The sequence below is a fragment of the Micromonospora sp. NPDC093243 genome, assembly GCF_044753725.1.
Lineage (GTDB): Bacteria > Actinomycetota > Actinomycetes > Mycobacteriales > Micromonosporaceae > Micromonospora.
Map to the genome: position 1 here is coordinate 134909 of NZ_JBIVNT010000011.1, position 26047 is coordinate 160955.

General features: G+C 69.4%; 20 protein-coding genes. 9 read left to right on the top strand and 11 right to left on the bottom strand.

Going from position 1 to position 26047, the window contains the following annotated elements:
- Positions 1 to 31: 31 nt before the first annotated feature.
- Both ureB and ACIP9D_RS30270 read right to left on the bottom strand, forming a co-directional pair.
- Positions 32 to 487, bottom strand: coding sequence for an urease subunit beta (gene ureB / locus ACIP9D_RS30265; RefSeq protein WP_350874290.1), 456 nt, complete (start codon positions 485 to 487; stop codon positions 32 to 34).
- A 41-nt stretch (positions 488 to 528) separates the two neighbouring features.
- Positions 529 to 831, bottom strand: coding sequence for an urease subunit gamma (locus ACIP9D_RS30270; protein WP_350874289.1), 303 nt, complete (start codon positions 829 to 831; stop codon positions 529 to 531).
- A gap of 229 nt (positions 832 to 1060) precedes the next feature.
- On the opposite strand from ACIP9D_RS30270, the gene ACIP9D_RS30275 reads away from it, so the two are divergent.
- Together ACIP9D_RS30275 and ACIP9D_RS30280 are read left to right on the top strand one after the other, a co-directional pair.
- Entirely contained in the window at positions 1061 to 1900 is an 840-nt protein-coding gene (locus ACIP9D_RS30275; protein WP_350874288.1) for a helix-turn-helix domain-containing protein, read from the top strand.
- A gap of 66 nt (positions 1901 to 1966) precedes the next feature.
- Positions 1967 to 2548, top strand: coding sequence for a dihydrofolate reductase family protein (locus tag ACIP9D_RS30280; RefSeq protein ID WP_350874287.1), 582 nt, complete (start codon positions 1967 to 1969; stop codon positions 2546 to 2548).
- A gap of 65 nt (positions 2549 to 2613) precedes the next feature.
- On the opposite strand, the gene ACIP9D_RS30285 is transcribed toward ACIP9D_RS30280, so the two are convergent.
- Positions 2614 to 3882, bottom strand: a complete 1269-nt coding sequence (locus ACIP9D_RS30285) for a beta-propeller fold lactonase family protein (protein ID WP_350874286.1) — start codon at positions 3880 to 3882, stop codon at positions 2614 to 2616.
- A 666-nt stretch (positions 3883 to 4548) separates the two neighbouring features.
- On the opposite strand from ACIP9D_RS30285, the gene ACIP9D_RS30290 reads away from it, so the two are divergent.
- The 4 genes from ACIP9D_RS30290 to ACIP9D_RS30305 all read left to right on the top strand — a co-directional run bounded on the left by ACIP9D_RS30290 (position 4549) and on the right by ACIP9D_RS30305 (position 8580).
- The gene (locus ACIP9D_RS30290; protein WP_350874285.1) at positions 4549 to 6069 is read left to right on the top strand and encodes a phosphatase PAP2 family protein; all 1521 of its coding nucleotides are present in this window, start codon (positions 4549 to 4551) and stop codon (positions 6067 to 6069) included.
- Between the two features lie 196 nt (positions 6070 to 6265).
- Entirely contained in the window at positions 6266 to 6634 is a 369-nt protein-coding gene (locus tag ACIP9D_RS30295; RefSeq protein ID WP_350874284.1) for a hypothetical protein, read from the top strand.
- A gap of 107 nt (positions 6635 to 6741) precedes the next feature.
- Complete coding sequence (locus tag ACIP9D_RS30300) at positions 6742 to 8037, top strand: vanadium-dependent haloperoxidase (RefSeq protein ID WP_350874283.1); 1296 nt, start codon at positions 6742 to 6744, stop codon at positions 8035 to 8037.
- Between the two features lie 78 nt (positions 8038 to 8115).
- The gene (locus tag ACIP9D_RS30305; protein ID WP_350874282.1) at positions 8116 to 8580 is read left to right on the top strand and encodes a heme-degrading domain-containing protein; all 465 of its coding nucleotides are present in this window, start codon (positions 8116 to 8118) and stop codon (positions 8578 to 8580) included.
- 241 nt (positions 8581 to 8821) lie between these two features.
- On the opposite strand, the gene ACIP9D_RS30310 is transcribed toward ACIP9D_RS30305, so the two are convergent.
- The 7 genes from ACIP9D_RS30310 to ACIP9D_RS30340 all read right to left on the bottom strand — a co-directional run bounded on the left by ACIP9D_RS30310 (position 8822) and on the right by ACIP9D_RS30340 (position 21101).
- The gene (locus ACIP9D_RS30310) at positions 8822 to 14788 is read right to left on the bottom strand and encodes a ThuA domain-containing protein (protein WP_400451335.1); all 5967 of its coding nucleotides are present in this window, start codon (positions 14786 to 14788) and stop codon (positions 8822 to 8824) included.
- A gap of 136 nt (positions 14789 to 14924) precedes the next feature.
- Positions 14925 to 15776: a sugar phosphate isomerase/epimerase family protein gene (locus tag ACIP9D_RS30315; RefSeq protein WP_350874280.1), complete on the bottom strand. Its 852-nt coding sequence runs from the start codon at positions 15774 to 15776 to the stop codon at positions 14925 to 14927.
- Positions 15773 to 16948, bottom strand: coding sequence for a substrate-binding domain-containing protein (locus tag ACIP9D_RS30320; RefSeq protein WP_350874279.1), 1176 nt, complete (start codon positions 16946 to 16948; stop codon positions 15773 to 15775). Before ACIP9D_RS30320 ends, ACIP9D_RS30315 begins: the two co-directional genes overlap by 4 nt.
- Before the next feature lie 32 nt (positions 16949 to 16980).
- Positions 16981 to 17982 carry an ABC transporter permease subunit gene (locus ACIP9D_RS30325; protein ID WP_350874278.1) on the bottom strand — a complete coding sequence of 334 codons (1002 nt, stop codon included), beginning with the start codon at positions 17980 to 17982 and terminating at the stop codon, positions 16981 to 16983.
- Positions 17979 to 19004: an ABC transporter permease gene (locus ACIP9D_RS30330; RefSeq protein ID WP_350874277.1), complete on the bottom strand. Its 1026-nt coding sequence runs from the start codon at positions 19002 to 19004 to the stop codon at positions 17979 to 17981. The genes ACIP9D_RS30325 and ACIP9D_RS30330 overlap by 4 nt, the downstream gene beginning before the upstream one ends.
- Positions 19001 to 20503 (bottom strand): sugar ABC transporter ATP-binding protein, encoded by a 1503-nt coding sequence (locus ACIP9D_RS30335; protein ID WP_350874276.1) that lies wholly within the window; start codon positions 20501 to 20503, stop codon positions 19001 to 19003. The genes ACIP9D_RS30330 and ACIP9D_RS30335 overlap by 4 nt, the downstream gene beginning before the upstream one ends.
- A gap of 205 nt (positions 20504 to 20708) precedes the next feature.
- Positions 20709 to 21101, bottom strand: a complete 393-nt coding sequence (locus tag ACIP9D_RS30340) for a nuclear transport factor 2 family protein (protein ID WP_350874275.1) — start codon at positions 21099 to 21101, stop codon at positions 20709 to 20711.
- 96 nt (positions 21102 to 21197) lie between these two features.
- Between ACIP9D_RS30340 and ACIP9D_RS30345 the strand changes: the two genes are divergently transcribed.
- Positions 21198 to 21971: a phosphotransferase gene (locus tag ACIP9D_RS30345; protein ID WP_350874274.1), complete on the top strand. Its 774-nt coding sequence runs from the start codon at positions 21198 to 21200 to the stop codon at positions 21969 to 21971.
- Between the two features lie 294 nt (positions 21972 to 22265).
- Here the strand turns inward: ACIP9D_RS30345 and ACIP9D_RS30350 are convergent, their stop codons facing one another.
- Positions 22266 to 22811, bottom strand: a complete 546-nt coding sequence (locus ACIP9D_RS30350) for a GNAT family N-acetyltransferase (protein ID WP_350874273.1) — start codon at positions 22809 to 22811, stop codon at positions 22266 to 22268.
- A gap of 352 nt (positions 22812 to 23163) precedes the next feature.
- Between ACIP9D_RS30350 and ACIP9D_RS30355 the strand changes: the two genes are divergently transcribed.
- Positions 23164 to 23682: a carboxymuconolactone decarboxylase family protein gene (locus ACIP9D_RS30355; RefSeq protein ID WP_350874272.1), complete on the top strand. Its 519-nt coding sequence runs from the start codon at positions 23164 to 23166 to the stop codon at positions 23680 to 23682.
- A gap of 543 nt (positions 23683 to 24225) precedes the next feature.
- Entirely contained in the window at positions 24226 to 25659 is a 1434-nt protein-coding gene (locus ACIP9D_RS30360) for an NAD(P)/FAD-dependent oxidoreductase (RefSeq protein WP_350874271.1), read from the top strand.
- Positions 25660 to 26047 lie beyond the last annotated feature (388 nt).

The window sequence follows — 26047 nt, forward strand, 5'->3', positions numbered from 1 at the left end:
CCACGGTCCGCGGCCCCTGGTCCGGCTCTGTCTAGGTCGCGGTGTCTTCGCGGGAGGTGGACCGAAATCCCCGGCTCCGCGCCCGTTGGAAGGCCTCCGATCGGTCCGGCTGATAGCCCGGGGTAGGGCCGGTGCCGGTCCACCCGTTGACCAGGCCGTTGAACCCGTGCACCCGCTGCCGGCCCGCATAAGGCACGAGCTGGACCGTCTTGCGGTCGCCCGGCTCGAACCGAACGGAGGTGGCCGCCGGGATGTCCAACCGCCAACCGAAGGTCGCCTCCCGGTCGAACTCCAGGCTCCGGTTCGTCTCGAAGAAATGAAAATGCGAGCCGACCTGGATCGGACGATCCCCGGTGTTGACCACCTGGATCCGAATGGTCGGCCGGCCCACGTTCAGCTCCAGCGGCTCCTCGCGCAGGACGTACCCGCCGATGGGCCACCGGTGCTTGGCGGTGGGCCCGGGGTGTCGGCTGTAGTCCTTACCCATTCACTGCCTCGCATCTCTCTCGCCGCCCCACTGGGCTGTGGCTACTGGATCGGGGCGTGCACCGTCACCAGTCGGCTGCCGTCGGTGAACACGGCCTCGACCTGAACCATCGGCACCATGTCGGCCACGCCGTCCATCACATCGGCGCGAGTGAGGGCATGACTGGCGTCATGCATCACCTCTTCCAGCGCCTTGCCCTCCCGTGCCCCTTCGAGTGCCGCCGCAGCTACCACGGCGACCGCCTCGGGGTAGTTGAGCTTGATTCCGCGGTCCCTGCGTGCCGTGGCGATCTGGGCCAGGGAGAGGATGGTCAGCTTCTCCAGCTCCTTCGGCGTGAGATGCAATGTCTCGTCCCCTGTGTCGACCCATGCTCCGCGAGAAGAACAGACGCGCCGGGGCGTCCGAGACCACCATAGGCGTTCTAATCGACTCTGAAGGGATGAATGGGATAAACGACTTTGGTCGCGACGGCCGCCCGGCCAACCGCGTGAGCCGCCGCAGTGCGGATCAAACGGTCCCTTCACAATGCAAAGTGTCTTCGGTGACGCTGATGGCGTCTGCGATGCTGTGGGCGTGGAGTACGTGTCCAGATTGCCGCGACCGCCGCTGGACGGGCTGATCGACGACCTCTACTACCTGCAGGGTGCGCCGCCGTACGCCCTGCTGACGCTGCCGGCAAGTCCGGCGGCGCTGCTCATCGTCAACCTCGGGGCGCCGTTCCGCATCCGCGCCGGCACCGACATCGAGACGGCCGAGTACGCCGACGGCTGCGTGGTCACCATGCCCACCCGCGCCTTCGAGTTCGGCTATCCGCCGGAGACCCGGTCAGTCGGCGTGCACTTCAAGCCGTGGGGGCTGGCGCCGTTCCTGCCGATGCCCGCGGCCGAGCTGTGTGACCGGCCGGTGACGGTAGAGCAGGTTTGGGGCCGGCCCGGCATTGCTGAGCTGCGGGACCGGCTGGCCACGGCGGATGGACCGCACGAGATGCTGACGCTGCTCGAGGAGGAGCTGATGCGACGGCTGTGCGAGACCACCGGCCTGGGGCTGGTCCGCCATGCGAGCAGCGTCATCGCGGCGACCAGCGGGGCGGTGGTGATCGGCGACCTGAGGGTGGCAGCCGGTGTCAGCAGCACTCATCTGGCACAGCGGTTCAAGGAGCTCATCGGCGTCACGCCGAAGCGGCTGGCCCGCACCTACCGCTTCGCCGCCACCGTGTTCGCGATCGACCCCGCCGGGCCGATCGACTGGAGCGACCTCGCCGGTGGCGCAGGCTATTTCGACCAGGCCCATTTCAGCCACGAGTTCCGGGCGTTCACCGGGCTCACGCCGACCCGGTACGTCGAAGTCCGGCGGCGGTTCCTGCGCGAACATCCCGGCCACGCGCTGGACGGCTGGCCGCTGCCGGCCGATTGATTTCGTACAAGAGCGACAGCTCACGGCACGCTAATTTGGGGGCACCCCGCAGCAGAGGAGAGCCCCGTGGGCAAGGTGGTCATGTACAGCTCGGTGTCGGTGGACGGCTTCGTCGCGGACGAGAATGACCAGCCCGGACCGCTGTTCGAATGGTTGTCCAGCGGTGACGTCCCGTTGGACGAGAGCGGCGAGCTGAAGGTGTCGCAGACGTCCTACGACTACACCCGGCCGTACTGGGACCAGATCGGGGTGACAGTCGTCGGCCGCCACGTCTTCGACCTGACGGACGGCTGGGACGGGAAGCCTCCGGGCGGGATCGACCACGTGGTCGTCGTGACGCACCGGCCGGAGCCCGAGGGCTGGGACCCCGCGGCGCCGTTTCACTTCGTCGACGGCGTCGAAGCAGCCGTGGCCAAGGCGCAGGAGCTTGCGGGTGACCGCGTGGTCGAGGTCGCCGCTGGCGACGTCGGTGGCCAGGTGCTTGCCGCGGGCCTGGTCGACGAGGTGCGCATGGACGTCGTACCCGTGGTGTTCGGGTCCGGCAAGCGCTACTTCGGGTCGGTCCACGCCCAGCACCTGTTGGAGGATCCTGAGGTGGTGATTCAGGGCAACCGGGTGCTTCACCTGCGCTATCGGGTGCGCCGTTGACCGATCTGAGCGGGTACGCGAAAAGGTCCACTGCGAACGGTGTCAACCTCAACTGTGAAGAGCCATCAAACGCCGGCCAGGCCCTGCGGGCTGTTGTACGGGATCGGTGCGCTGGTCACCTCGTGGAGCGAACCGTCCGGCTGGACGGCATATCCCACGAGCTTCGAGGCGTTGCCGTAGATCTGGTACAGGTAGGCCCCGTCCGGGGTCAGCCAGTTGTCGCTCGGACCGCTGCTGACGGTGCCGTTGAGGGCTCGGAAGGTGCCGTCGCCCGGGACCCGCGGGCAGGCGGGATCCTGGGCCAGCACCGGCTCGGGCCCGTCGACGCGGAAGCTGCTAATGCCGCTGTAGCCGAAGTTCGTCGCGAACACCCACCGGTCGTCGGGCGAGACGGACAGCCAGCAGAGTTCGGAGGGCTTGCCGGCGCTCGTGTCGATCTGCACGAGCCGGCCGATGTCGACCCGGCCGTCGCCGGCGATGGTGCCCATCACGATGCCGTCGCCCACGGCCTGCCCGATGACGAAGGTGTCCGGCCGGTGGTGCAGGAAGGCGATGTAGAAGGGGGATCCGCCGTTCGCGTCGTACAACGAGGGCTCGCCGAGCTCACCATTCGGAAGGACAGGGAAGACGATCAGGCCGTCGGGATCGGGTTCGTTCGACGCGATCGACTTCAGCTGGCCGTCCGGCCCGGGGACCCAGAGGATCGCCGACCCGTCCGGGTTCGCGGTGGGTGGCTGGTCGAACGTGGTGCCGACGAAGAGGAACCGCTGGTCCGGCGAGAGCGTGGCCATGGTGGCGACCCGGTTCGGCTTGTCCGGCGTGTTCGCCGTGTAGCGGTCCAGCCGCAGGCTGAGTTTCCCGGCACTGTCGATCGACACCAGGCGGACGTGGTCCGGCCCGAACGAGTGCAGCACGAAGAGTGTGCCGATCGACGGCGCGTACGCCAGGGACTTGGCCGTGCCGCTCCTACCGGTGACCGGGTTTCCGGTCGAGATGACGTCCACCAGCGTGAGCCGGCCGTCGCCACCCACACTGAAGCTGGACACGGTGTTGTCGCCGCCGTTCGTGGCGAACAGGAATCGCCGATTCGGCGTGAGGATGACACTGCCGGCGCCCTCGAACGCGTTCGGTGCGCTCTCCTGTCCGCTGATCGGCTTGAAGGTCCCGGAACCTGCGCCGCCGGTGGGGACGCGCTCCACCTCGGTGATCATGCCGTCCGCGGAGCGCCGGTAGTGGATGATGGCGTTGCGCGTCTCGTTCGTCTGCAGGTAGAGGTGCCCGCCATGCCGGACGCCCTGCGCCGCCTCGGCCACCACCTCGTTCTTGCTCCCCATGTCGACGCCTCCGCATCCCGCTCCGTTGACAATCAGCGCTCCGCCGATGCTCGGCTAGCCGCGGCCTCCCGGAATGGCGGCATATCGATACAGCGCCACTGTGCCGGCAGCAAACCTGCCGTGCGACGTCCGAGCCGGCTTGACGCGCGCGTCTGTCCGACGCCTGAGGCTCGTTCCTCGCTGGCCACCCTCTGCTGCTGGAAGCGCCGGCACATCTGTTGGGCCCAAGTCCCAGCGCTGCCACGACCGGCCCAAGCCGAAACTACATAACGGGGCTACGCCTTGTGGCCGTTACCACGATTCCCGACGAGCGGCCTGCGGGGTTGGTGACAACGCCTGTGGCCGCGGGTTGAGCTGGCAGGGCACTGCGGCGAAGTGCATGGAGAGCTTCCTGGTCTCAGAGTCTGTCGGGGAGTGTCGGTCAGTCGGGCGCGGAGCAGCGCGGCCTGGCACCAACCCCGCCAGGTGAATGGATCATGTGCCCACTGCCGGCGCCAATCGACGACAGTCGTGTAAAACTGCAGGAAATCCGACCTCAATACACATTGACGCTTTCCTATTTTTCGATGCTCTTCCGTGATCTCCCCGTCGCCTGCCCGTCGCTTCCGGCTTAAAGACTCGCGTCCGGTACGGCATCCATCAGAAAAACGAGGGAGCGGGAAAGTCGTGCGAAAATCCCTGAAACGCGCGCTAATCACGGCGCTCGTCCTGCTGCTCACGCCGATCGGCGTGGCGACCACCGCCAACCCGGCCCAGGCAGCGCCGATCGGCGATCACGTCCTGCACTGGAACGACGTGCTCCTCAAGACCTACCGGTCGGCCGGCGGCGCGCCCGGCCCGCTGGCCCGCTCCGGCGCGATGATGCATCTCGCGATGTACAACGCCGTCAATACCATCAACTGCTACAAGTCGGGCAGCTACAACGCGTTCGACTGTTTGGCGATCGACTACACGGGCGACAACAGCATCAGTGGCGGTTGGGCCAATCCCGATGTCGAGACGGCCATCGACTACGCCGCACATACCGTTCTGGCTGGACTCTATCCGTCGATCAGCTTCACGGCGGATCTTGCCGCCGCCCAGGACGGCATCCCGGCCGACGCCGCCCAACAGCAGGGACGCAGCATCGGCGTCAAGGCCGGCACCAACATGCTCAGCTACCGGCAGAGTGACGGTTCGGCGAACAACGCGGCGTACACGCCCAGCACCAGCCCCGGTTACTGGCGTCCGACCGGTTCCGGCAACGCCGCCACGCCGAACTGGGGCAACGTGACCATGTTCTCCCGCGCCTCCGAGGCGTACAAACTCAACAGCCTCCGCCCACGGCTGCCCGGCGGCTACTCGACGATGCCGGCGCTGCTGAGCAGTTCCGCCTACGCGAGCCAGGTCAACGAGGTCAAGAGCCTCGGCCGGGCCACCGGCTCCACCCGCACCGCCACCCAGACCCAGATCGCCTGGTTCTGGGCCAACGACCTCGACGGCACCTACAAGCCGCCGGGCCAGTTGTACGCCCACACCCGGATCGTGTCAGCCCAGCGCGGCCTGGACCAGATGGCCAACCTGCGCCTGTTCGCCCTCGTCGCCGGCGCCATGGCCGACGCCGGTATCGCCTCCTGGGACGCCAAGTACCTGACCAACATCGACCTGTGGCGCCCGGAGTCCGCCATCCAACTCGCCGGCACCGACGGCAACGCCCAGACCACCGCCGACACCGCGTGGCGGCCGCTCTCCGCGGACCGCAACGGCGTCAATTTCAGCCCACCGTTCCCCGCGTACGTCTCCGGTCACGCCACCTTCGGCGCCGCCTGGGCCAGGACGATGGAACGCTACTTCGGCACCGACAACATCTCGTTCACCGCCACCACCGAAGACCCGCACGCCGTCGGCGTCACCCGCACCTTCACCAGCTTCAGCGCGGCCGCGATCGAGAACGCCCGCAGCCGCATCTACCTCGGCGTGCACTATCAGTGGGACGCCGACTACGGCGTATCCACCGGCAACAAGGTCGCCGACTACGTGACCAGCAAGATGCTGCAGAAGGTCCTCAACGGCGGCAGCTACCCCTCCGCGACCGGCTGCGACGAGGTCGGCGACGACTGGGTCTACGCCCAGCGGATCTACAGCGCCTACTCCTGCCGGCAGGACTCCGCGTCGTCGTGGACGCTCGTGGTGTACCCGTGGCCGTGACGGCCGCCGAGGCTCCTAGCAGTTCGCGCTGAACGCGTACCCCGGCGTGTCGTACGACCCGCCGGGGTACGCGCCGCTCGTCGGGCGGCTAGCCTTTCCAGCCCTGGCAAAAAACCGCCTCCAGGCGGGAGAACGGCGAACGTCTCCCCGGAGTCCAGGCGAAGAGCGTGGCTGGCGGCCATGGAGGATCAGGGTCATGGGGCGCAGATCTGCCGGGTGGGCGTGGTCGAAAGTCAGCACGATTCACTCGGTCGGTGACACGGACGCCGCCGTGTGTGCCGGTGAGATCTACTCCTACAGGTACCGCCTCTACCCGCACTCCGAAAGTTCCTACGAGCGCTGCGTCGGCTTGACCTGGTGCTCGAACTGCCGCGAGTACTGCGGGGCCATGGTCTTCGTGCCGCGGAACGAACCGCTCCCGGATCTGCTTGCCGATCTGCCGGTCCGGGATCGGGAGCGGCTGGCCCGCAGCGAGGTGAAGCTGCTCGACCACCTTGATCGCCTCGTCCGGCGCGGATCGTGGGCGATGGGCCCGCAGCCTGGCGAGCGGGACAGCCCACAGTAGAGCTTCGTGCTAGGTTCATCATCGTCGATTGATTTTGCTGTGCAGTCCGCCGTCGACGGTTGCCTGTTGCCGGCCACACCGACCGCAGATCAACACCGGGGGAACCCATGTCGAGCCGCCGTCCGGCGCGCCGGAGATTCTGGTCCCGCGCCCTCCCCACGTCCGTCGCGCTCGGCGCGCTGCTCGCGGCCACCGCTCCGGCGGCGACCGCCTCGGCCGGGTCTTCCGCCCCCGGCGCCACCAATCCGGTGGTGAGCTGGGACCTCAACGCGCAGACGGCGATCTGGGACGTCGCGGCGCAGCAGCCGAACGAGCAGGTGCGTAGCTTCGCGATGGTGAACGGCGCGGTCTACGACGCGGTGAACGCGATCGCGGGTAAGCCTTACCAGCCGTACCTGGTCGCGCCGGCGGCCCGGGGCACAGAATCGGTGGACGCGGCCGTCGCCACCGCCGCCCACGGTGTGCTCGCCGCCCTCTTTCCCAACCAGCAGGAACGGCTCCGGGCGGAGTACGACGAGGCGCTCGGCGCGATCCCCGACGGTCCGCCGAAGCAGGGCGGCGTCCGGGTCGGTGCCCGGGCAGCGACCGCGATGGTGGCCGCGCGACAGGACGACGGCGCGTTCGGCGACCAGCAGTGGACGGTCGGCACCGAGCCCGGCCAGTGGCGTCCCACACCGCCGCTGTTCCTGTCCCAGGGGGCCTGGACGGGGCACATGCGTCCGTTCCTGCTCCCCCGCGCGTCACTGTTCCGCGCGCCCGGCCCGCCGCCGCTGACCAGCAAGGAGTACGCCCGGGAGGTTGCCGAGGCCAAGGAGGTCGGCTCGGCGTCCAGCACGGTGCGCACCCAGGACCAGACCGAGGCCGCGCTCTGGTGGCACGACCGGCAGTCAGCCTCCTGGGAGATCAAGCGTCAGCTCGCCACCACCCAGCGATTGGACGCGCTGCAGACCGCGCGCTTCTTCGCGATGACCGACCTCATCGTGGCCGACTCGGGGGTTGCCTGCTTCAGCCAGAAGGAGCAGTGGCGCTACTGGCGTCCGGTCACCGCCATCCAGCAGGCCGACACGGACGGCAACCCCCGGACGGCGGCGGACCCGGACTGGACACCGTTGCTCGTCACGCCACCCTTCCCCGAGTACCCGTCCGGCCACGCGTGCGGGACCGGCGCGCGAATGTCGCTCTACCGGCACTTCTTCGGCAGGGACGACGTGTCCTTCAGCGGATCCAGCGCGGACTCTGGGACGACCCGGCACTTCGACAGCTTCTCCGAGGCGCTCGACGAGCTCATCGGCGCGCGTGTCTGGGGCGGTGTCCACTTCCGCAGCGCCGACGTCGACGGCGCGGAGCTCGGTGAGGCGGTCTTCCGCTATGCGGTGCGGCACCATTTCCGCCCGCTGAGGTAGTCCGTACACCGTGCGGCCGCGCCGGGTTCTCTGCTCTGCTTAGATCGTTGCGACGATCGAGCAAGGGAGCGGTACACCGTGACGCCAGAACTTCAGGAGCAGGAAGAACGCCTCCAGTTCGACCGCTTCGACCACAACGACGCCTGGGACCTGGGAGATCGTCTGGTCAGGCTGGCCAGGGAGCGGGGCCATTCCGTCACCGTCGACATCCGCCTCGGCGACCAGCAGGTCTTCCACTACGCGCTGCCCGGCACCACCGCCGACAACGACGACTGGATCGAACGCAAGATCCGCGTCGTCCGCCGGTTCGGACACAGCTCCTACCTCGTCGGCCAGTCCTACCGTGACCGCGGCACCACCTTCGAGGAGCAGTCCCACCTCGAGCCGGCCCTGTACGCCGCGCACGGCGGCTGCTTCCCGATCATCCTCCGGGGCACCGGCCCGGTCGGCACCGTCACCGTCTCGGGCCTGCCCCAACTCGACGACCACCGCCTCGTCGTCGAGGCGCTCGGGCTCCTCCTGAATTCCAAGAACCCCGAGTAGAGAGCTCCGTCTGAGCGCGTACGCGAAGGACGATCAGACGCGCCCGCACCAGCCGCGATCGACTCGGCTTCCATAAAGTCGGGGTGTCGCCGGCGGCGGACACCGCGACTTCAGTGACCTCGAGTGGATCAAGCCGGGCTGCCCGCCACCCGTGGGGTCGTCCACGACACGGTGCCGGAGCGCGCAAGGCGTGCTCCGGCACCGGTCGCGAGCCGGCCGGCACCGGCTCGACGTCATCACCTCACAGGTGGGCCTTCAGGTAAGCGCCGGCCGCCAGCAACTGGGTGCGCGCCCGCTCGTCGGCGACGGTCGCGGCGAACGACGCGAACCGGTCGAGCGCTGCCTCGGCCTGTGCCTTGCGCCCGGCCTTCGCCATTCGCTCGGCCACCTGAAGCTGGCCCTTGAGCGCTGCCGCGCGGTGCGGCAGGACCAGCCCCTGCGCGCGGTAGCGTTCGAGGAGCGCCCCGGTGTGCGCGAACGTCGCCACCACCTCGAACGACGCCGTCGCCTCCACCACGTTGCCGGCCTTGTCGGTCGCCACCGCGGTCACCCGGTGGGTGCCCGCGGTCGGCGCGACCGCCCCCGTGACTGGCTCGCCGTCCAGGCGCACCTGCACGGACGCGACGCCCGACGCCGCGTCCTGCGCCGACGCCGTGACCGGCAACTGCGCGCCCAACTGGTAGGTGCCGCCGTCCTTCACACCGCCGAACGACACCACCGGCGCCGCCGAGTCGACCTGCACCGACACGACCGACAGCGGCGAGACGTTGCCCGCCTCGTCGACCGCCCGGAACCGCAGCTCGCGCTTGCCGTTCTCGGTCACCGCCACCGGCTGCCGGTAGTCCACCCACTCGCCGTCACCGACCGCGTAGGAGATCCGGAGCGGTCCGCTGCTGTCGTCCGTCGCGCTCGCCGACACGGTGACCGGCGAGACGTACCAGCCGTTCGCGCCGTTGGGCGCCGCCGGGTCGACCGCCACCGACACCGACGGCGGCGTCGTGTCGACCAGCCGGAAGTAGTCGAACGCCACCGTCACCGGCGACACCTGCTCCGGGCCCAGCGCCATCAGACCGAACGACGTCATCGCGGCGTCGTTGGTCACCGGGTCACCGAGCGAGGTCCAGTTGACCCCGCCGTCGCTGATCTCGGCCGAGTAGGTGTTCCCGGTCCGCTTCAGCCGCAGGTCGTACCAGCCGCTCTCGGTCGCCTCCGCGACGTCGATCGACCGGTTGCCGCCGTTGCCGAACTGCCCGTCGCGCTCGGAGACCAGCTCGGCGCGCAGGTCGACAGGTGAGCCGCTGGTATTCGTCGCCAGCACGTCGAACTTCACGTAGTTGTCGTCGTCGGCGTACACCAGGAACCCGGCGAGCTGCCAGCGGTGCAGCATCGACGGCGTCAGCCGGGTCTGGATCGTCCAGTCCCCGTCCGGCAGGTCCTGGAGCAAGAAGTTGCGCGGCGAGGCGGAGTTGTCGCCGTTGATGTCGCCCGGCTGCGTCTCGATCCGCAGCTGACCGTCGGCCACCGCGACCTTCGTCGAGTCGTAGCGCACCACCTGGTCCCACCGGCAGCCGTCGAGCGCGTCGCCGCCGAACTCGTCGCTCGGCGCGCGTACCCCGTCGTCGGTCGAGTCCGGGGTGACGGTGAAGTGGTCGAACACCGCGTCGACCTCGCCGGCCGCCGTGTCGCCGGCGGCCATCGGGCCGATGGTGGCGCGCGGGATCACCGTCGCCTCACCGGCCAACGCCGTCCAGGTCTGGCCGTCGGTCGAGTACGCGGCGGTCAACTTCGTTCCGTCGCTCACCAGCCGTAGGTGGACGGCCGACGGGAAGTCGGCGGGTACCGCCAGGTTGGCGTGCCAGGTCCTGGTGCCCGCCGCCTCCGTCTGGAACTCGAGCAGCCGCCCGCCGGACGAGCTGCGGGTGAACGCCAGCTTCACGTAGTCGTTGTCCGTGCCGTGCATCAGCAGGCCGGCATGCTGCCACTCTCGGCTGTGCGGGATCGACACCTTCGTCTCGACTGTCCACGCCCCGGTCCGCACCGGCTGGCCGACGTAGCTGATCGGGCCGGACGCGGCCTCGTTGATGTCACCGTTGGTGACAGGCAGCGCCAGCACGCCGTCCGCCACCCGCACCGGCCGGTCCGGCGCGTTGCGCGCCACCGTCCAGCGGGTGGTGTTGAGCGCGGTGCCGTCGAAGGTGTCCGAGCCCTTCACCACGCAGCCCGGTGCGGGCTCGGGCTCGGGTTCCGGCTCGGGGTGGATGGCCTCGTCCACCAGACTGAACCCGGAGAACTCCACCTCGCTGGTGGCCGAGGTGCTGTGCGCGGTCACCGCGAGTCCGATGTCCTGCGGGCTCGCCGCGCCGGTCAGCGTGACCGGATCACCGACCCGGGTGAAGGTCACCCCGTCCTTGCTCCAGTAGCCGTGGTACTGGTTGCCGTCGCGCACGATCCGCGCCCACGCCGGGTAGCTCGTCGTGCTGGCGCCGGTGCTGGCATCGAGCTGCCCGTTGCCGTCGGTGTCGCGCAACCACTCGAATCCGAGGCCGGCCCGGATCGTCATCGCCGCGTAGCCGGGCGAGCTGGCCGGTTGGGTGACGTCGTTGCGGACGATCAGCCCGGCCTTGGCAGAGGGGTTGGAGTTGCCCTGCCGCTCGATCTTGACGGTGGCCGTCCACTCGTTGCCCGCGGCGGCCGGCAGGTAGACCGAGCCGTACTGGTCGGTGCCCTGCCACATGTTCGCGCCGCCGGAGTTGATCACCCAGGTGTCGGTGTCCGGCCGCTCGAACGTGGCGTCGGTGTTGCTGAAGGTCTGCCAGTCGCCGTACAGGTCGCCGACCTCCACCTCGACGATGCGGGAGGTGGTGCTGGCGCCCTTGTCGTTGGTGGCGACCGCGGTCAGCTGGTAGCGCTTCTGGGTCGTGGCGTTCCACGTCACCTCGTACGGCGCCGTGGTGTCGGTGCCGATCGAGGTGTCGTCGACGAAGAACTCGACCTTGGTGACCGTGTTCTCGGCGTCGCTCGCGTCGGCGGTGACCTGGATCGCGCCGGGCTCCAGGTCGTCGTCCGGCCTCGGGGCGGTCACCGCGACCTTCGGCTTGCTCGTCGGCGAGACGCCCTTGCCGTCGGCCTCGATGAAGTTCAGCCGCCGCTCCCCCGCGCCGGGGAAGACCGCGTACAGGGTGAACGTCTCCCCCGGGTCGGTGACGTCGACCGGTACGTCCACGTAGCGGCCGGCGGGCGTCGCCGGCACCTGCGCGGTGCCCAGCAGCGCGCCGTCGGGCGCGCCGCGGCGTAGCTCGACGCTGCCCGCACCGGCCGCGCTGACCCGCAGGACCAGCTTGTCCACGCCGCGCAGGTTCACCGGGTCGTACGACGCCCAGGCGCCGTTCTGGCCGGTGATGGCGTCGGCGTGGCCCTCCACGTCGCGCGACGGCGCCACGGTGACACCCTGCGAGGCGTCGAAGAACTCCGCCTCCCGCTGCTTCGGGAACAGCAGGGTGGTGTCCGACCCGGTGAGCGGGGGGATCCCGCCGGCGCCGCCGGAGTCGGTGTAGCGGCCGTCGAGGGCGTAGAAGACGTTCATGTCGTCGCTGTGCCCGCCGCCCAGCGAGGTGGCCACCGTGCCGGTGCGCCCGTGCAGCGGATCGGCCGGGTGGGCGTGCTCGTCGTGGCCGAGCGCCGGTTGGATCACCACGTCGGCGTCGTCGATCTGGGTGTCCTCGGCGTCGGTGACCGACAGGTTCCAGCTGATCTCGTCACCGAAGTCGAAGAACCCGCCGTTGGGCGGCAGCTCGAAACGTACCTCCGGCCGGGTGTTGCCGACGGTGATGGGCACGGTCGTGGTTCCGGTCCTGCCGTGCGGGTCGGCCACCGTGAGCCGGGCGTCGTAGACGCCGTTGTCGGCGTACGTGTGGGTCGGCGCCCGGTCGGTCGAGTCGACCGTGCCGTTGCCGTCGAAGTCCCACGCGTAGGTCAGCTGCTCCCCCTCCGGGTCCGACGACGGCGCGCCGTCGAACCGCACCTCGAGCGGCGCGGGCCCGGAGTCCGGGGTGGCGGTGGCCTTCGCCTCCGGGGAGCGGGAGCCGGAGATGTAGTCGATGCGGTACAGGCCCGAGTTCGGGTTGTCCCGGCCGAAGCCGCCACCCCAGTCGAGCACGTACAGGGAGCCCTCCGGGCCGAACTTCGAGTCGATCGGCGCGAGGAACTGCTCCTCCGGCAGGAACGGGTTGACCTTCTCCACGCCCCCGTCGCCGTCGGTGATGATCGAGTACATCTTGTTGCGCGACCACTCGTAGAAGAACGGCTTGCCGTCGTAGTACGCCGGGAACTTCGTGTCCGACTTCAGGTCCGGGTCGTACTGGTAGAACGGCCCGCCCATCGGCGCGAGCCCGCCGCCCTGCGGGATGACCGACGGCACCGAGGAGCGCTTGTAGCCGTACCACATCTTCGCCGGTTTGGCCGGCGGCAGCTGGGTGAGGCCGGTGTTGCGGATCGAGTCGTTGACCGGGTTGGCGCAGTCGAAGTACCCGCCGACGGTCACCGGGTTGGTCCGGTAGTCGACGTCCCGGAACGGCTCGTTGTCGCCCATGCACAGCGGCCAGCCGTAGAAGCCGGGCTCGGTGATGAGGTTCCACTCGGCGATGCCCGCCGGGCCGCGGTCGGGGTTGTCGTTGCCGTTGTCCGGCGAGTAGTCGGCCACGGCCAGCGCACCCGAGCGCGGGTCGATGGCGAAGCGGAACGGGTTGCGGAAGCCCATCGCGTAGATCTCCGGGCGGGTCTTCGCGGTGCCCGCCGGGAACAGGTTGCCCTCGGGAACGGAGTAGGTGCCGTCCGCCTCCGGGTGGATCCGCAGGACCTTGCCGCGCAGGTCGTTGGTGTTGGCCGAGGTCGCCCGCGCGTCGTGGAAGGTGTTGTCGCGTTCCGACAGTGGCGCGTAGCCGCCGGACGGCTCGGAGTGCGGGTTCACGTCGTCGCCCACGCCGAGGTAGAGGTTGCCGTCCAGGCCGAAGTCCAGCCCGCCGCCGGTGTGCCCCGGCTCGTCGGGCAGCCGCCGCGCGGGCACCTCCAGCAGCACCTTCTCGCTGGCCCGGTCGATCTGCGAACCGGCGCCGACGGTCAGCCGGGACAGCCGGTTGACGAAGTTGTCCGGGTTCGTGTCGTCGCTGCTCGCCGGCGAGTAGTAGAGGTAGAGATGGCCGTTGTCCGCGAAGTGCGGGTCGAGCGCGATGCCCAGCAGGCCGTCCTCACCGCCGGAGTAGACCGGGATGGTGATCGCGGTCGACGTGGTCTGGTTGCGCGGGTCGTACACCCGGATCTCGCCGCGGACCAGCTCGGTGTAGAACACCCGGCCGTCCGGCGCGACGTCCATCGCGTACGGCGCGCTGGTGTTCTGATCCAGCGGCACGCGCTCGAACTTGTCCCATGTGGTCGCGCCGCAGTCGCCCTCGGCTATCCCGGCCGCCCACTTCACGCCGCCGACGATGTGCTGCACCAGCCGCGTCTCACCGGTGTAGTGCGCGCCGAAGTGGCCCATGCCGGTCATCCAGGCACGCCCGCCGTCGTACGGCTTGCACCACGAGATCGGGTGGTCGTAGCCCATGGCGTTGCCGCCCGGGTCGTACGTCGTCTCGTCCATCGTGGCGAGCACGTGCGCGTCACCGCGGACGTTGAGCGCGTAGTTGTACCACTCGTCGGCCCGATCCCACCGTTGCGGCAGGTGGCTGGTCGACGGGTGGGTCTGATCCTCGACCCGCACGGTGCCCGGAAGGCCGGGGCTGCTGCCGGTGGCGGCGTGACCGGGCATCAGCGTGCCGATCATGCTGTCCCACCACGCGTAGTTCCCGCGCATGTCGGTCGCGTTGTGGATGGCGACGATGCCGTGGCCGGCCTGCATGTAGCGCTCCATCGCCGCCTTCTCCTGGGCGGTCCACGGGTCGCCGGAGGCCTGGAACATCACCAGGGCGTCGAAGTGCGCGAGGTCCTCGTCGTTGAAGATCGCCGAGTCCTCGGTGTGCTCGGAGGTGATCCCGGCTTCGGTGAAGGCGGCCTGCAGCACCGGGACGCCCTGAGTGATCGCCTCGGCGTGCCGGAATTGGGTGGTCTTGGTGAAGATCAGCACGTGGGCGTCGCCGTGCGCGCCCGGGTGCGCGGCCGCCGGCGGCGTGCCGATCATGGACAGTGCGAGTGCGACGGCGACGGCGACCGGCATCGCGAGTAACCGTCCCCACCGGGGACGCCAGGTCACGTTCATGGGGTGGTGTACCTCCCTGGGACGCGAGGAACTGATGCTGTCGTGACCGTGCGGCGTGCCGGCGCCGCCGGACCGGGTGCAGCTGGCGGTGGGCCTACGGCATCACCGCCCGCAGGAACTTCAGGCCGTCGACGGCGATCGCGTCCTGGCTCTCGGCCAGCGGCCGCCAAATGGAGGCGGCGGTGGCGATCGTGGCGTTCTCCGCGGTGAACGACTCGATGCACAGCGGGCCGGTGTAGCCCGCCTCGTCGATCGCGGCGAGGATGGCCGGCCAGTCCAGGTGGTCGACGCCGGGCGTGCCGCGGTCGTTGCCGCAGACCTGGACGTGGGCCACCCGGCCGGCGGCCGCGCGGATCGCCGCCGGGACGTCGGTCTCCTCGATGTTCTGGTGGTAGAGGTCGAGCGCGACCCCGCAGTGCGGCAGGTCGCCGATCGCCTCGAGGGTCTGCCCGACGGTGTTGAGCAGGCTCGTCTCGTAGCGGTTGAGCGGCTCGACGGCCACGGTGACCCCGGCCGCGCCCGCGTGGTCCACGACGGGGGCGAGGCTCTCCTGCAGCTGCGCGTACGCCGCGGTCCGCTCGCCCGGTGACAGCCGCCAGGTGCGGCCGACCGAGGCGTACGCCGGCCCGGCGATCACCGCCGAGCCGACCGTCGCGGCGGCGTCCACCACCTGGAACAGGTAGTCCCGCGTGGACCGGATCGTGGCCTCGTCCGCCCCGACGAGTTCCCGGCCGGGTGGCATCACGAGGCACACGGTGGCGCCGAGGCCATGGTCGGCGAGCACCCCCGCGGCCCGCTTCGGGTCCCAGTCGCCCGGGTTCTCCACCGGGAGTTCGAGCACGTCGAAGCCCCACCCCACGACCCTGGCCGCGAGCGCGGCCAGGGTCGCGTCGGTAAGCGGTGAGGTCCACACCCACGTGTTGACCCCGAGCGGATGTCCGCTCACTTCCACGGCCCCGGGTAGCCCGGCATGCCCTCGCAGCCACACATCGCGTAGTGCAGTGGCGGCATGTCCTGCTTGACGTACTCCCGGACGTTGTCGCTGGTGATCCGCGGCTGCGGCAGCACCCACTCCTTCGGCACCTGCTCGCCCTTGAGGATCTTCAGCGCGGCGATGACGGGAGTACGCCACTGGTAGGTGGGATAGGTCGGCGCGACGGCGGTCAGACCCTCGTCGACCCACAGCCGCAGGAAGTCCTGCTGGTCCTCGCCGACGACGGCGGGCACGTCGACACCGGCGTCCTGGAACGCCTCGACCGCGGCGACGGCGGTCGCGCCGGCATCCATCCACACGCCGTTGATCTCACCCTCGCGCTGGATGTAGTCGGCCACGATGCTCTTGGTCTTGGCCGCGTCGCCGTCGGTGAACTCCACGCCGACCACGTCCAGCTCGCTGCCGGCGAAGATCTCGTTGGCGGCCGCCCACCGCTGCTCGAGCACGTCCACGCCGGGCAGGATGCGCAGGGCGAGGACCTTGCCGCCCGGCTTGACCTTCTCCTTGAGGAACTCCGCGCCGTTCGCGCCGAAGGCGAAGCCGCCGATGGGGTGGATGAAGGTGACCGGGCAGCTGGTGTTGACGCCCCGGTCGAACACGATCACCGGTACGCCGCTCGCGCACGCCTGCTCGACGGCCGGCGTCAGCGTGGCGGTGGTGTTCGGCGAGATGATGATCGCGGAGCAGTTCCGGCCGGTCAGCGACTGGAGGTCGCTGATCTGCTTGTCGTCCTTGGCTTCCGCGTCCAGCACGACGAAGTCGGTGATCTCCGGGTGCAGCTTCACCTCCTGCTGCATGGTCTTGAATCCCACCTGCCGCCACGGGTTGTCCACCGCCGCATTGGAGAAGCACAGGGTGTACTTCCCGCCGGGCTTGGCGAACTTCGCGGTGTCGACCATCTCCGGTTCGAGCATCTGCTCCCACGGTTTGCCGTCCGGGCCCTGGGGCGTGGCGTTGCGGAACGCGAGCTGGCGGTCGTACTCGGCCTGGTCGAAGAACTCCGACTTACGGGTGTCAGAGCCGGACGACCCGCCGCCGGGGGCCGTGTCGTCGGGCAGGTCGCTCGAGCATCCGGCGAGTGCGAGGGCAGCCGCCACGGCCACCAGGGGCCATCTCTTGGTCATATTTCCGATCTCCTTTGCCAGCCGTGGGGACGTCAGGAGGGAGCGGGGTGCACGGTGTTGCGCTTCGGCCGCCACCGCAGCCGTTGCCGCAGACCACCGCCGAGCGAGGCGTAGGCGACGGCGGCGATGATGATCAGGCCCTGCACGGCCGACTCGAGGGCGCCGCTCACGCCGAGCAGGTTCAGCAGCGTGAACAGCGCCTCCAGGGACAGTGCGCCGGCGGCGGCCGCGACCACCGACCCGCGCCCGCCGCCGAGGAGCACGCCGCCCAGCACGACGGCGGTGATCGCCCGGAACTCCAGGCCGTTGCCGACCTGCGCCGAGACGCCGGCGAACCCGCCGAGCAGGATCGCGGCGACCGCGGCGAGCAGCCCGGAGAGGACGAACGCGAGCAGCCGGAGCCCGTTTACCTGGCCGCCGGAGAGCCGCACGGTGGCCTCGTTGTCGCCGACCGCGACGAGCGCCCGGCCGGTGCCGCTGCGCATGAACAGGGCCGCGGCGACCAGGATCGCCAGCAGGATGAGCACCGACCACGGGACCTCGCCGAGCACGGGGACGTCCAGGTCGCCGCGCCCGAACCGCCGGAACCCGGCCGACAGCGCGCCGCGCGGCGCGCCGTCGGTCCACAGGAAGGTCGCGCCGTCGAGCACCAGCAGCATGCCGAGCGTGACGATGAACGAGGGCACCAGGAGCTTCGTCGTGATCAGCCCGTTGACCAGGCCGACCAGCAGGCCGAACCCGAGTACGAGCAGGATCACCCAGGTGGTCGCGGAGTCGTTGCCGTCGATCAGCCGGGCCGCGATGACCACCCCGGCGGTGACCAGGGCGCCGACGGACAGGTCGAACCCGCCGGAGACGATGACGAAGTACTGCCCGATGGCGAGGATCATCAGCGGCGCCGCGCGCTTGAGCAGCGCCAGGTAGCCGGACGGCTCGTCGTAGGCCGGGCCGGCGATCGCGAGGCCGATGAGCAGCAGGAGCAGGACGACGAGCACGGGCGCGGTGCCCTCGGCCAGGCGGGGACGCCAGCTCACGTCAGCCTCCCCCGGGCGCGGTCGGCCATCATCCGGCGGGCGTAGAGCGCGACCGCGGCCACCAAGACGACACCGCGCACCACGTCCTTGAAGAACGGGTCGACCGCGAGGTCGTCGAAGATCGTGTCCAGGGTGGCGAGGATGAGGACACCACCGATGGTGCCGACGACGCCGCCCCGGCCGCCGGCGAGCAACGTCCCGCCGAGCACGACGGCGGCGATCGACTCCAGGTCGTACCCGGCGTCGGTGCCGACGTACGGGGCTCCCGAGCCGAGCCGGCTGGCGAGGTAGATGCCGGTGAGGCCGGCGGCGAGCGAGCACAGCACGTGCGCGGTGACGACGACCCGACGGGTCGGCACCCCGGAGAGCCGGGCCACCTCGAGGTCGCCGCCGGCGGCGTAGATGTGGTAGCCGGGGCGGGTCCGCGACAGGTACCACCAGGCGAGCGCGGCGACGGCCAGCATGAGCAGCGCCGCGACCGGCACCGGGCCGATCCGGTCGTAGCCGAGGTGCTGGAAGCCGCGCGGTACGTCGCCGGCCGGGCCGGTGTAGTTGTTCTCGAGATAGCCGCGCAGGATCAGCGCCACGCCGAGCGTCGTGATGAACGCGTTGGCCTTGAGGACGGTGATGACCAGCCCGTTGACCAGCCCGACGCCGGCGGCCACCGCGAGCGCGAGCAGCACGCCGGGTAGGACCATGCCGTTCTGCCCGGCCATGGTCTCCGCCGCGAGCAGCGACGTCAGGCCGATCAGGTACGCGACGGAAAGGTCGAGCGACCCGGTGAGGATCACCATCGTCTGGCCGATCGCGACCAGCCCGAGCGCGGTGGACCGGGTGAGGATGTTGAGGATGCCGGCCTGGTCGAGCAGGACCTCGCCGCGCAGCCCGACGAGGACGCTGCCGACGACGAGCAGGGCGACGAGCGCGAGGTAGACGACGACGACCGGGGTGAGCCGCTGGCGCAGCACGGGCCGGGTGACCAGTTGCCCGGCTGGGGAGGTGTCCCGCTGAAGGACGCTCATGCCGCCTCACCGGCCCGGTGCCCGGTGGCGAGCGCCATCACGGCCCCCTCGCTCGCGCCGGCGGGCAGCTCACCGGCGAGCGCGCCGTTGTGCATGACGAGGATCCGGTCGCTCATCCCGATCAACTCGGGAAGCTCCGAGGAGATCATCAGCACCGCCACGCCGCGCTTCGCGAGGTCACGGAGCAGCTCGTGCACGGCCCGCTTCGCGCCGACGTCGATGCCGCGCGTCGGCTCGTCGACGATCAGCACCCTCGGCTCGACCGCCAGCCACTTGGCGAGGACGACCTTCTGCTGGTTGCCGCCGGAGAGGAAGCGCACCTCCTGGTGTTCGCCGCGGGCCACCACGGTCACCAGGTCGAGCAGCGCGGGCACGTCGGAGCGGGCGCGGGAACGCGCGCCGCGCAGCGCGGCGCGGCGCACCAGCAACGTGTTGTCGCGTACGGACTGGCGAAGCGCCAATCCGTCGCCCTTGCGGTCCTCGGTGACCAGCGCGATCCCGAGGCGTACGGCGGCGCGGGGCCGGGTCACCCGCTGCGCCTTCCCGTCCACCTCCAACCCGCCTCTGGTGAACGGCTCGACACCGAACACGGCGCGCGCGAGCGCCGAGCGGCCCGACCCCTGCAGCCCGGCCAGCCCGACGATCTCTCCGGCGCGTACCTCGAGGTCGAGATTGCGGACGCGGTCGTTGCCGGCGCCGCGCAGCGCGAGACGCACGGGCCCGAGGTCGTCGGGGTCCCCTCGGTCCGGGTAGTACTCGCCCAGGTCGCGACCCACCATGTGGCGGACGAGGTCGGCCGGGGTCAGCTCCCGGGTCGGGGCGCAGGTGACGAGGCGCCCGTCCTTGAGCACGGTGATCCGGTCGGCGAGGTCGAACACCTCGCGCATGCGGTGTGAGACGTAGAGGATCGCGATGCCCCGCTCGCGCAGCCGGCGCACCAGGTCGTAAAGCAGCTCGACCTCGTGGTCGGCGAGCGCGGCGGTCGGCTCGTCCATGCCCAGCACCCGCGCGTTGGTCGACAGCGCCTTGACGATCTCGACGACCTGACGCTGGGCGACCGACAGCGACGACACCGCGTCGGTCGGGTCGATCCCGTCCTCGCCGAGCCAGTCCAGCAGCTCGCGGGTGTCGGCCACCATGCGCCGCCGATCGACCTGCATCCGGCGTACGGGCTCGCGACCGAGGTAGACGTTCTCGGCGACGCTGCGGTGCGGCAGCAGGGTGAACTCCTGGTGGATGATCGCGATGCCGGCCCGCTGCGCGTCGCTGGGGCCGGCGAAGGACACCTCGGCGCCGTCGACCTCGATGCTGCCGCCGTCCGGCCGGTGCACCCCGGCCAGCACCTTGAGCAGAGTGGACTTGCCCGCGCCGTTCTCACCCATCACGGCGTGCACCTCGCCGCCGCGCAGTTCCAGGTCCACCCCGTGCAGCACCGGCACCCCGAGGAAGGACTTGCTGATCCCGGTCAGCCGGACGCTGGTCGTCACGTCGGACGTCATGTCGGCGACGCCGTTACCGGATCGGCCATAGACATGCGTCGACCGTAACGACGACTTATGCCCGGGTCAACGAAAAGTCAGGGCGCTATCGCGGATAGTTAGACGGCCGGCGCCGAAAGTCCTCGCGTCGGCCGACGTATCATCCCGATTCGCGGCCGAATGAGGGAATGACCGCCGACTCCGCGACCGTGACCAGTTCGACGGGTCACGATCCGTCCGGCGGGTTGGCCGGCTGCTGTCCCGGCCAGAACGGCCACTCCTCGAACGAGCGGCAACGTCCGTCCTCGGCGAACCGCATGACCCACAGGTCGCGGTACTCCTGGTCGACCGGGTCGCCGTAGCGGACCTCCAGGCGCGCCACCGCGGTGTCGCCGTCGACCGCGACGATCTCCCGGGTCATCTCGAACACCTCGTCGGGGCCCTTGCGCTGCGCTTCCCACATCCGGGCGATGGCCGGCAGGCCGACCGCGGGCGTCCAGTACGGCCCCTGTTGGTAGCTCGCATCCTCGGTGAAGAGCGTGACCAGCCCGCTCGTGCCCGGCGTCCGCCACGCCTGCTCGTAGGTGGCGATCCAACCGGCGACCTGCTTCCTGTCCATGGACATCCACCCTGCCATTCGGCGGGCGGCCCGGCGGCCGGAATCGGCGGCCCCGAGTCGCACACTCGTCGACCTGCCGCCGCACGCGATAAGCGCGTGACGTCGGTCGTCATCCTCGCGAAAATGGCCGGCGTGGAAGAAGTCGAGGTCGTCGTCGCCCATAACGAACGTGCGACCCTGCGCGTCGGCGACGTGTTCCTCAAGATCGACGCTGATCAGACGCGCACCGACGTCGAGGTCGAGGCGATGGCCATGGCACCGATCCCGACTCCGGAGGTCCTGTGGCGAAAGCCACCCGTGCTCGCGCTCGCCGCCCTCCCAGGGACGGCACTGGGCCGTCTCGGCGAGCCGTCGAGCGCGTCGCCGGCGGCGTGGGCCGCGGCGGGTGCCGCCGCACGGAGGCTGCACGACGCGCCCCTGCCGCCCTGGCCCGGCCGGAGCCTCGACGAGTTGGCAACGCGCCTCGACGGCGAATGCGAATTGCTCGTCACGAACGGCGTCCTTCCCTCCGACCTGGTCACCCGCAACCGCCAGGTTGCCGAGGCTGCGCTGCGGCCATGGAAACCGGTGTTCATGCACGGCGACCTGCAGATCACTCACGTGTTCGTCGACGACGACAAGATCACCGGCGTGATCGACTGGTCCGAGGCCGCCCAGGGCGATGCCCTGTACGACCTCGCCAGCTTGACGCTCGGACACGAGGAGCACCTTGACGACGTGGTCGCCGGCTACGGCACCGACGTCGACCTCGACGTGATCCGCGCGTGGTGGTCGTTGCGAAGCCTGCTGGCGATCCGCTGGCTGGTCGAGCACGGCTTCGACCCGTCCGCGCCGGGCTGCGAGGTCGATGTGCTGAAAGCTCGGCTGTGAGCCCGCACGAGCCCGACGGCCACGAGTGCCCGTCCTGCCGCACTGAGCGGGACATCCAGGACGACCCGATGCAGGTCAGAGCACCCGCGATGAACACTTGGCGTGATATTGATCAGCGCCGAGGCGTAGTCGATCAAGGCGGACTGTTTGTTTCGTAAGCTGCTCTTACGCCCGGTATTGATGGTCAGTGGTTGGCATTGCGGGTTTCCCTCAGGCAGCCCGGAAGTGGGCATGATCTTGGTCAGTCGGTGCCGCACCTGAGACGTGCCCCAGGCGGCACCGGGCGCACACGGTTTAGGAAGGCGGCTGAGGCAGGCTGGCCAAGCGACCGTCAGGCATCGCCTGCGTGAGCGGCAACTCGTAGGAGACTTCCGCGACCAGGGCACCGTCGATGTCCTCGACACGGGAGCCCTCGGGGATGGGCGTCCACCCAAGCTTCCGGTAGAAGCGCTGTGCGCCATGGTTGTCGGCGAGTACCCACAGCAGGGCCCGATCGCATCCCCAGGAACGCAGCACAGCGAGGCCTTGCTCCATCAGGCACCGCCCGACGCCATGGCCCTGCGCCTGCGGGTGCACGTGGATGGCGAAGACCTCGCCCCGCTGGCCAGCCTTCTGCAGAAAGGCAAATCCTTGTGGAGCGCCGTCGACGTCGGCCACCAGCAGAGTGTTCGGCTCGGGTGCCTGGGGCAGGTACTCATGCCACCGGGCCGTCAACGATTCTGGTGTCATGGCGTCCAACACCTCGTCGGGTAGCAACCCTCGGTAGGTAGCTTGCCGCGTCGCCAAGTGGACGCGAGCGATCGCAACCATGTCCTGCTGATCGCCGAATCGAATACGCATGAACGGTCACGGTACCGGTGCGCCCAGGCAGCGCAGAACCTACAACCCTGGCACCTGACCTTCCCGCTCAACGTGGACCCACCCATGGGATAGACGGTTGAGGCGTCCGTTGCGTCGGCGGCGAACGCTGCCAACCGGAGGCCGCGGTTACGCCCTCGGACACTTTCAAAACATGTCCAACCAGACGGCAAGGGAAAGCCCGAACACGAACGGACATGTCTATTTACTGAGTGGAATCGGGCTGATTGCCCGGCTTTCTAACGCAACATCGGGGTTGCATACGTTAGGATTGCACCCTAAAGTTGCCTGCGTCAGCAACAAGAACCCGTTGCGAAGCCGGAGGGAACCTGCCATGAGCCGTCTGCCGCTCGTTGACCCCGACACCAACCCCGAACTGTTCGCCGACGTCCAGAAGCAGATGGGCGGCAAGCCGAACATGACCAAGGCGATGGCGAGCAGCCCCGCCGTCCTCCGGGGCTACCTCGACCTGTCCCGTACGCTGCGCTCCACGCTGAACGCGAAGACCCGCGAGGTCATCGCGCTGGCGATCGCCCAGTCCAACAGGTGTGAGTACTGCCTCTCGGCGCACAGCTACGGCGCGGAGCACCGCCTGCACCTGAGCGCCGACGAGATCGCGCAGGCCCGCAAGGGCAGCTCGTCCGACGCCAGGACCAACGCCGCCGTCACGTTCGCCCTGGCGGTCAACGAGAAGCGGGGCGCCACGGAGGAGGACGTCTCGGCCGCCCGTGCGGCCGGCCTCACCGACAAGGAGATCGCCGAGGTCGTCGCCAACGTCGCGCTCAGCGTCTACACCAACTTCTTCAACAACACCAACGACACGGACGTCGACTTCCCGCTCGTCACGCCGTGACCCCGACCGCCAGCCTGGCTCCGCTCTGCGCTATGTGACGCGCCGGTTCCAACTGCAGGCCGGTCACTAACGAGCGCGGCTTGCCGGAGTGTGGCCACAGGGCGGCGCGAACAAATTCTCTCGCGGTCCTGCGAGCAAACGCCTGGGCGAGTGACGGGCGACCACGACCTACCGACCACCAGGGGCCCCAGGCAGCTAGCTTCGGGAGCTGGTTGGAGCGAACTACACGCCGTCCTTCCTGGAGTTCTAGGCTGGTCGACTCCCCACCCGCCCGCCACGGGCCGCATCCCGCAGCGACACGGCCCGACGCAATCGAAGCACTGCTCAAGAGTGTTGGAGCGGTCCAGTCCGGTCATCACATTGACCGGCCGATTGGTACGGAACTTCCCCAGCCTCGACCGCGAAAACATTCCCGCGCCTAGAGGCCAGCGCAATCACGGAGCCTGCGGATCCTCCAATCATCCCGACCGGATTTCGAAATTCCGCGCTCGGGAGGGAGCCGTAGCTCCCAGTAGCGAATAAAGGTCAGGGAAAGGGCAGACAATGCCGGAACAGAATGAGTACGACGTGGTGGTGCTGGGCGCGGGGCCGGTCGGCCAGACAGTCGCCGACCGAACCCGGGCGGCGGGCCTCACGGTCGCCGTGGTGGAACGAGAACTGGTCGGGGGTGAATGCTCGTACTGGGGATGCATTCCCAGCAAGGCGATGCTGCGGCCGGTCGCCGCACTCGCCGACGCCCGACGGGTGGACGGTGCCAAGCAGGCGGTGACCGGGCAACTGGACCCGGCCGGCGTGTTCGCGCGGCGGGAGAAGTACACGACTGGTTGGAACGACAGCTCTCAGGCAGAGTGGGTCGCCAGCATTGGTGCTGACCTGATTCGCGGGCAGGGACGGCTCGACGGTCCGCGTAGGGTGGCGGTGGAGACGCCGGACAACCGGGTCGTGATGGTAACCGCGCGGCAGGCTGTCGTGCTGGGCACCGGCAGCCGCGCGGCATTGCCGGATATTCCCGGCATCGCCGAGGCGCGGCCGTGGACGAACCGACGGGCTACCGACAGCCACAGCGTGCCGCGTCGCCTCACTGTGGCCGGCGGGGGCGCGGTCGGAGTGGAGATGGCCGCAGCCTGGCAGGGATTGGGCGCCGAAGTCACATTGCTCAGCCGGACCCCGTCGCTCCTGCCCCGGTTGGAGCCGTTCGTCGGGTCGAGGGTGGAGAAGGGACTCAGGGAAGCCGGGATCACTGTGCGTACCGGCGTGTCGGTGACGGAGCTGCGCCGACCGGACGCGGATGGCCCCGTGACCGTACACATGGACGGTGACTCCGAGCTGATTACCGACGAGATCCTGTTCGCGATCGGCCGGCAGCCACTGACCGATGACATCGGACTGCAGACGGTCGGCCTACTGCCGGGAATGTGGCTGGACGTGGACGATTCCTGCACGGTACGTGGTGTCGAGGGTGAATGGCTGTACGCGGTCGGCGACGTCAACCACCGGGCTCTACTCACTCATCAGGGCAAGTACCAGGCGCGCATCGTCGGCAACGTGATCGCCTCCCGCGCCGCCGGCCGCCCTCTGGACGGCACCGCGTGGGGCCCGCATCGAACCACCGCCGACCAGCACGCCATTCCGCAGGTCATCTTCACAGATCCGGAGGTGGGCACTGTCGGAATGACGGCGGAGCAGGCCGAACGCAGCGGCCGCCGGATCCGGGTAGTGGACGTCGATATGGCCCGGGTGCCGGGAGCGTTGTTCTGGGCAGACGGATACGAGGGTCGGGCCCGGATCATCGTCGACCTGGACGGCGAGTACCTGCTCGGGGCAACGTTCGTCGGACCGGGCATCGCCGAACTGCTGCACTCGGCGACGATCGCGGTCGCCGGCCAGGTGACGATCGACCGGTTGTGGCACGCGGTCCCGACGTTCCCCACGATCAGTGAGGTGTGGCTACGGCTACTCGAAGCGTATCGGGGCTGAGGCGAACCGCGCCGACGGCAACGTCAACCTAGGCTAGGTCTTCGGGCAGATCGATCGCGCGGCGAGGCCGCGCGGGGAGGCATTTCTCCACCACACGCATGGCGTGTAGGCCCGGCTGCGCATCGGCGCAGCCGGGCCGCCTCGCTGAAGCCGTCACGTCCACATTGTCACGACCGACCGCGGACGGGCACCCGGTGGGCGATTATCCAATGACGGCAAGTCGGTGCAGCCACTAGATAATGGCATGAACCGGTGTCAGTAGCTCGAGAGACTTGAGATGGCCGCGATCAATCCTGCTTAAGCTGAGCAAATCCGGCGTACCCTGCGCAGTGCGGCGATCTTCGGTCACCAAGAGAGGCGTGTGCCGGAAGTTTCTAACGCTTCACCA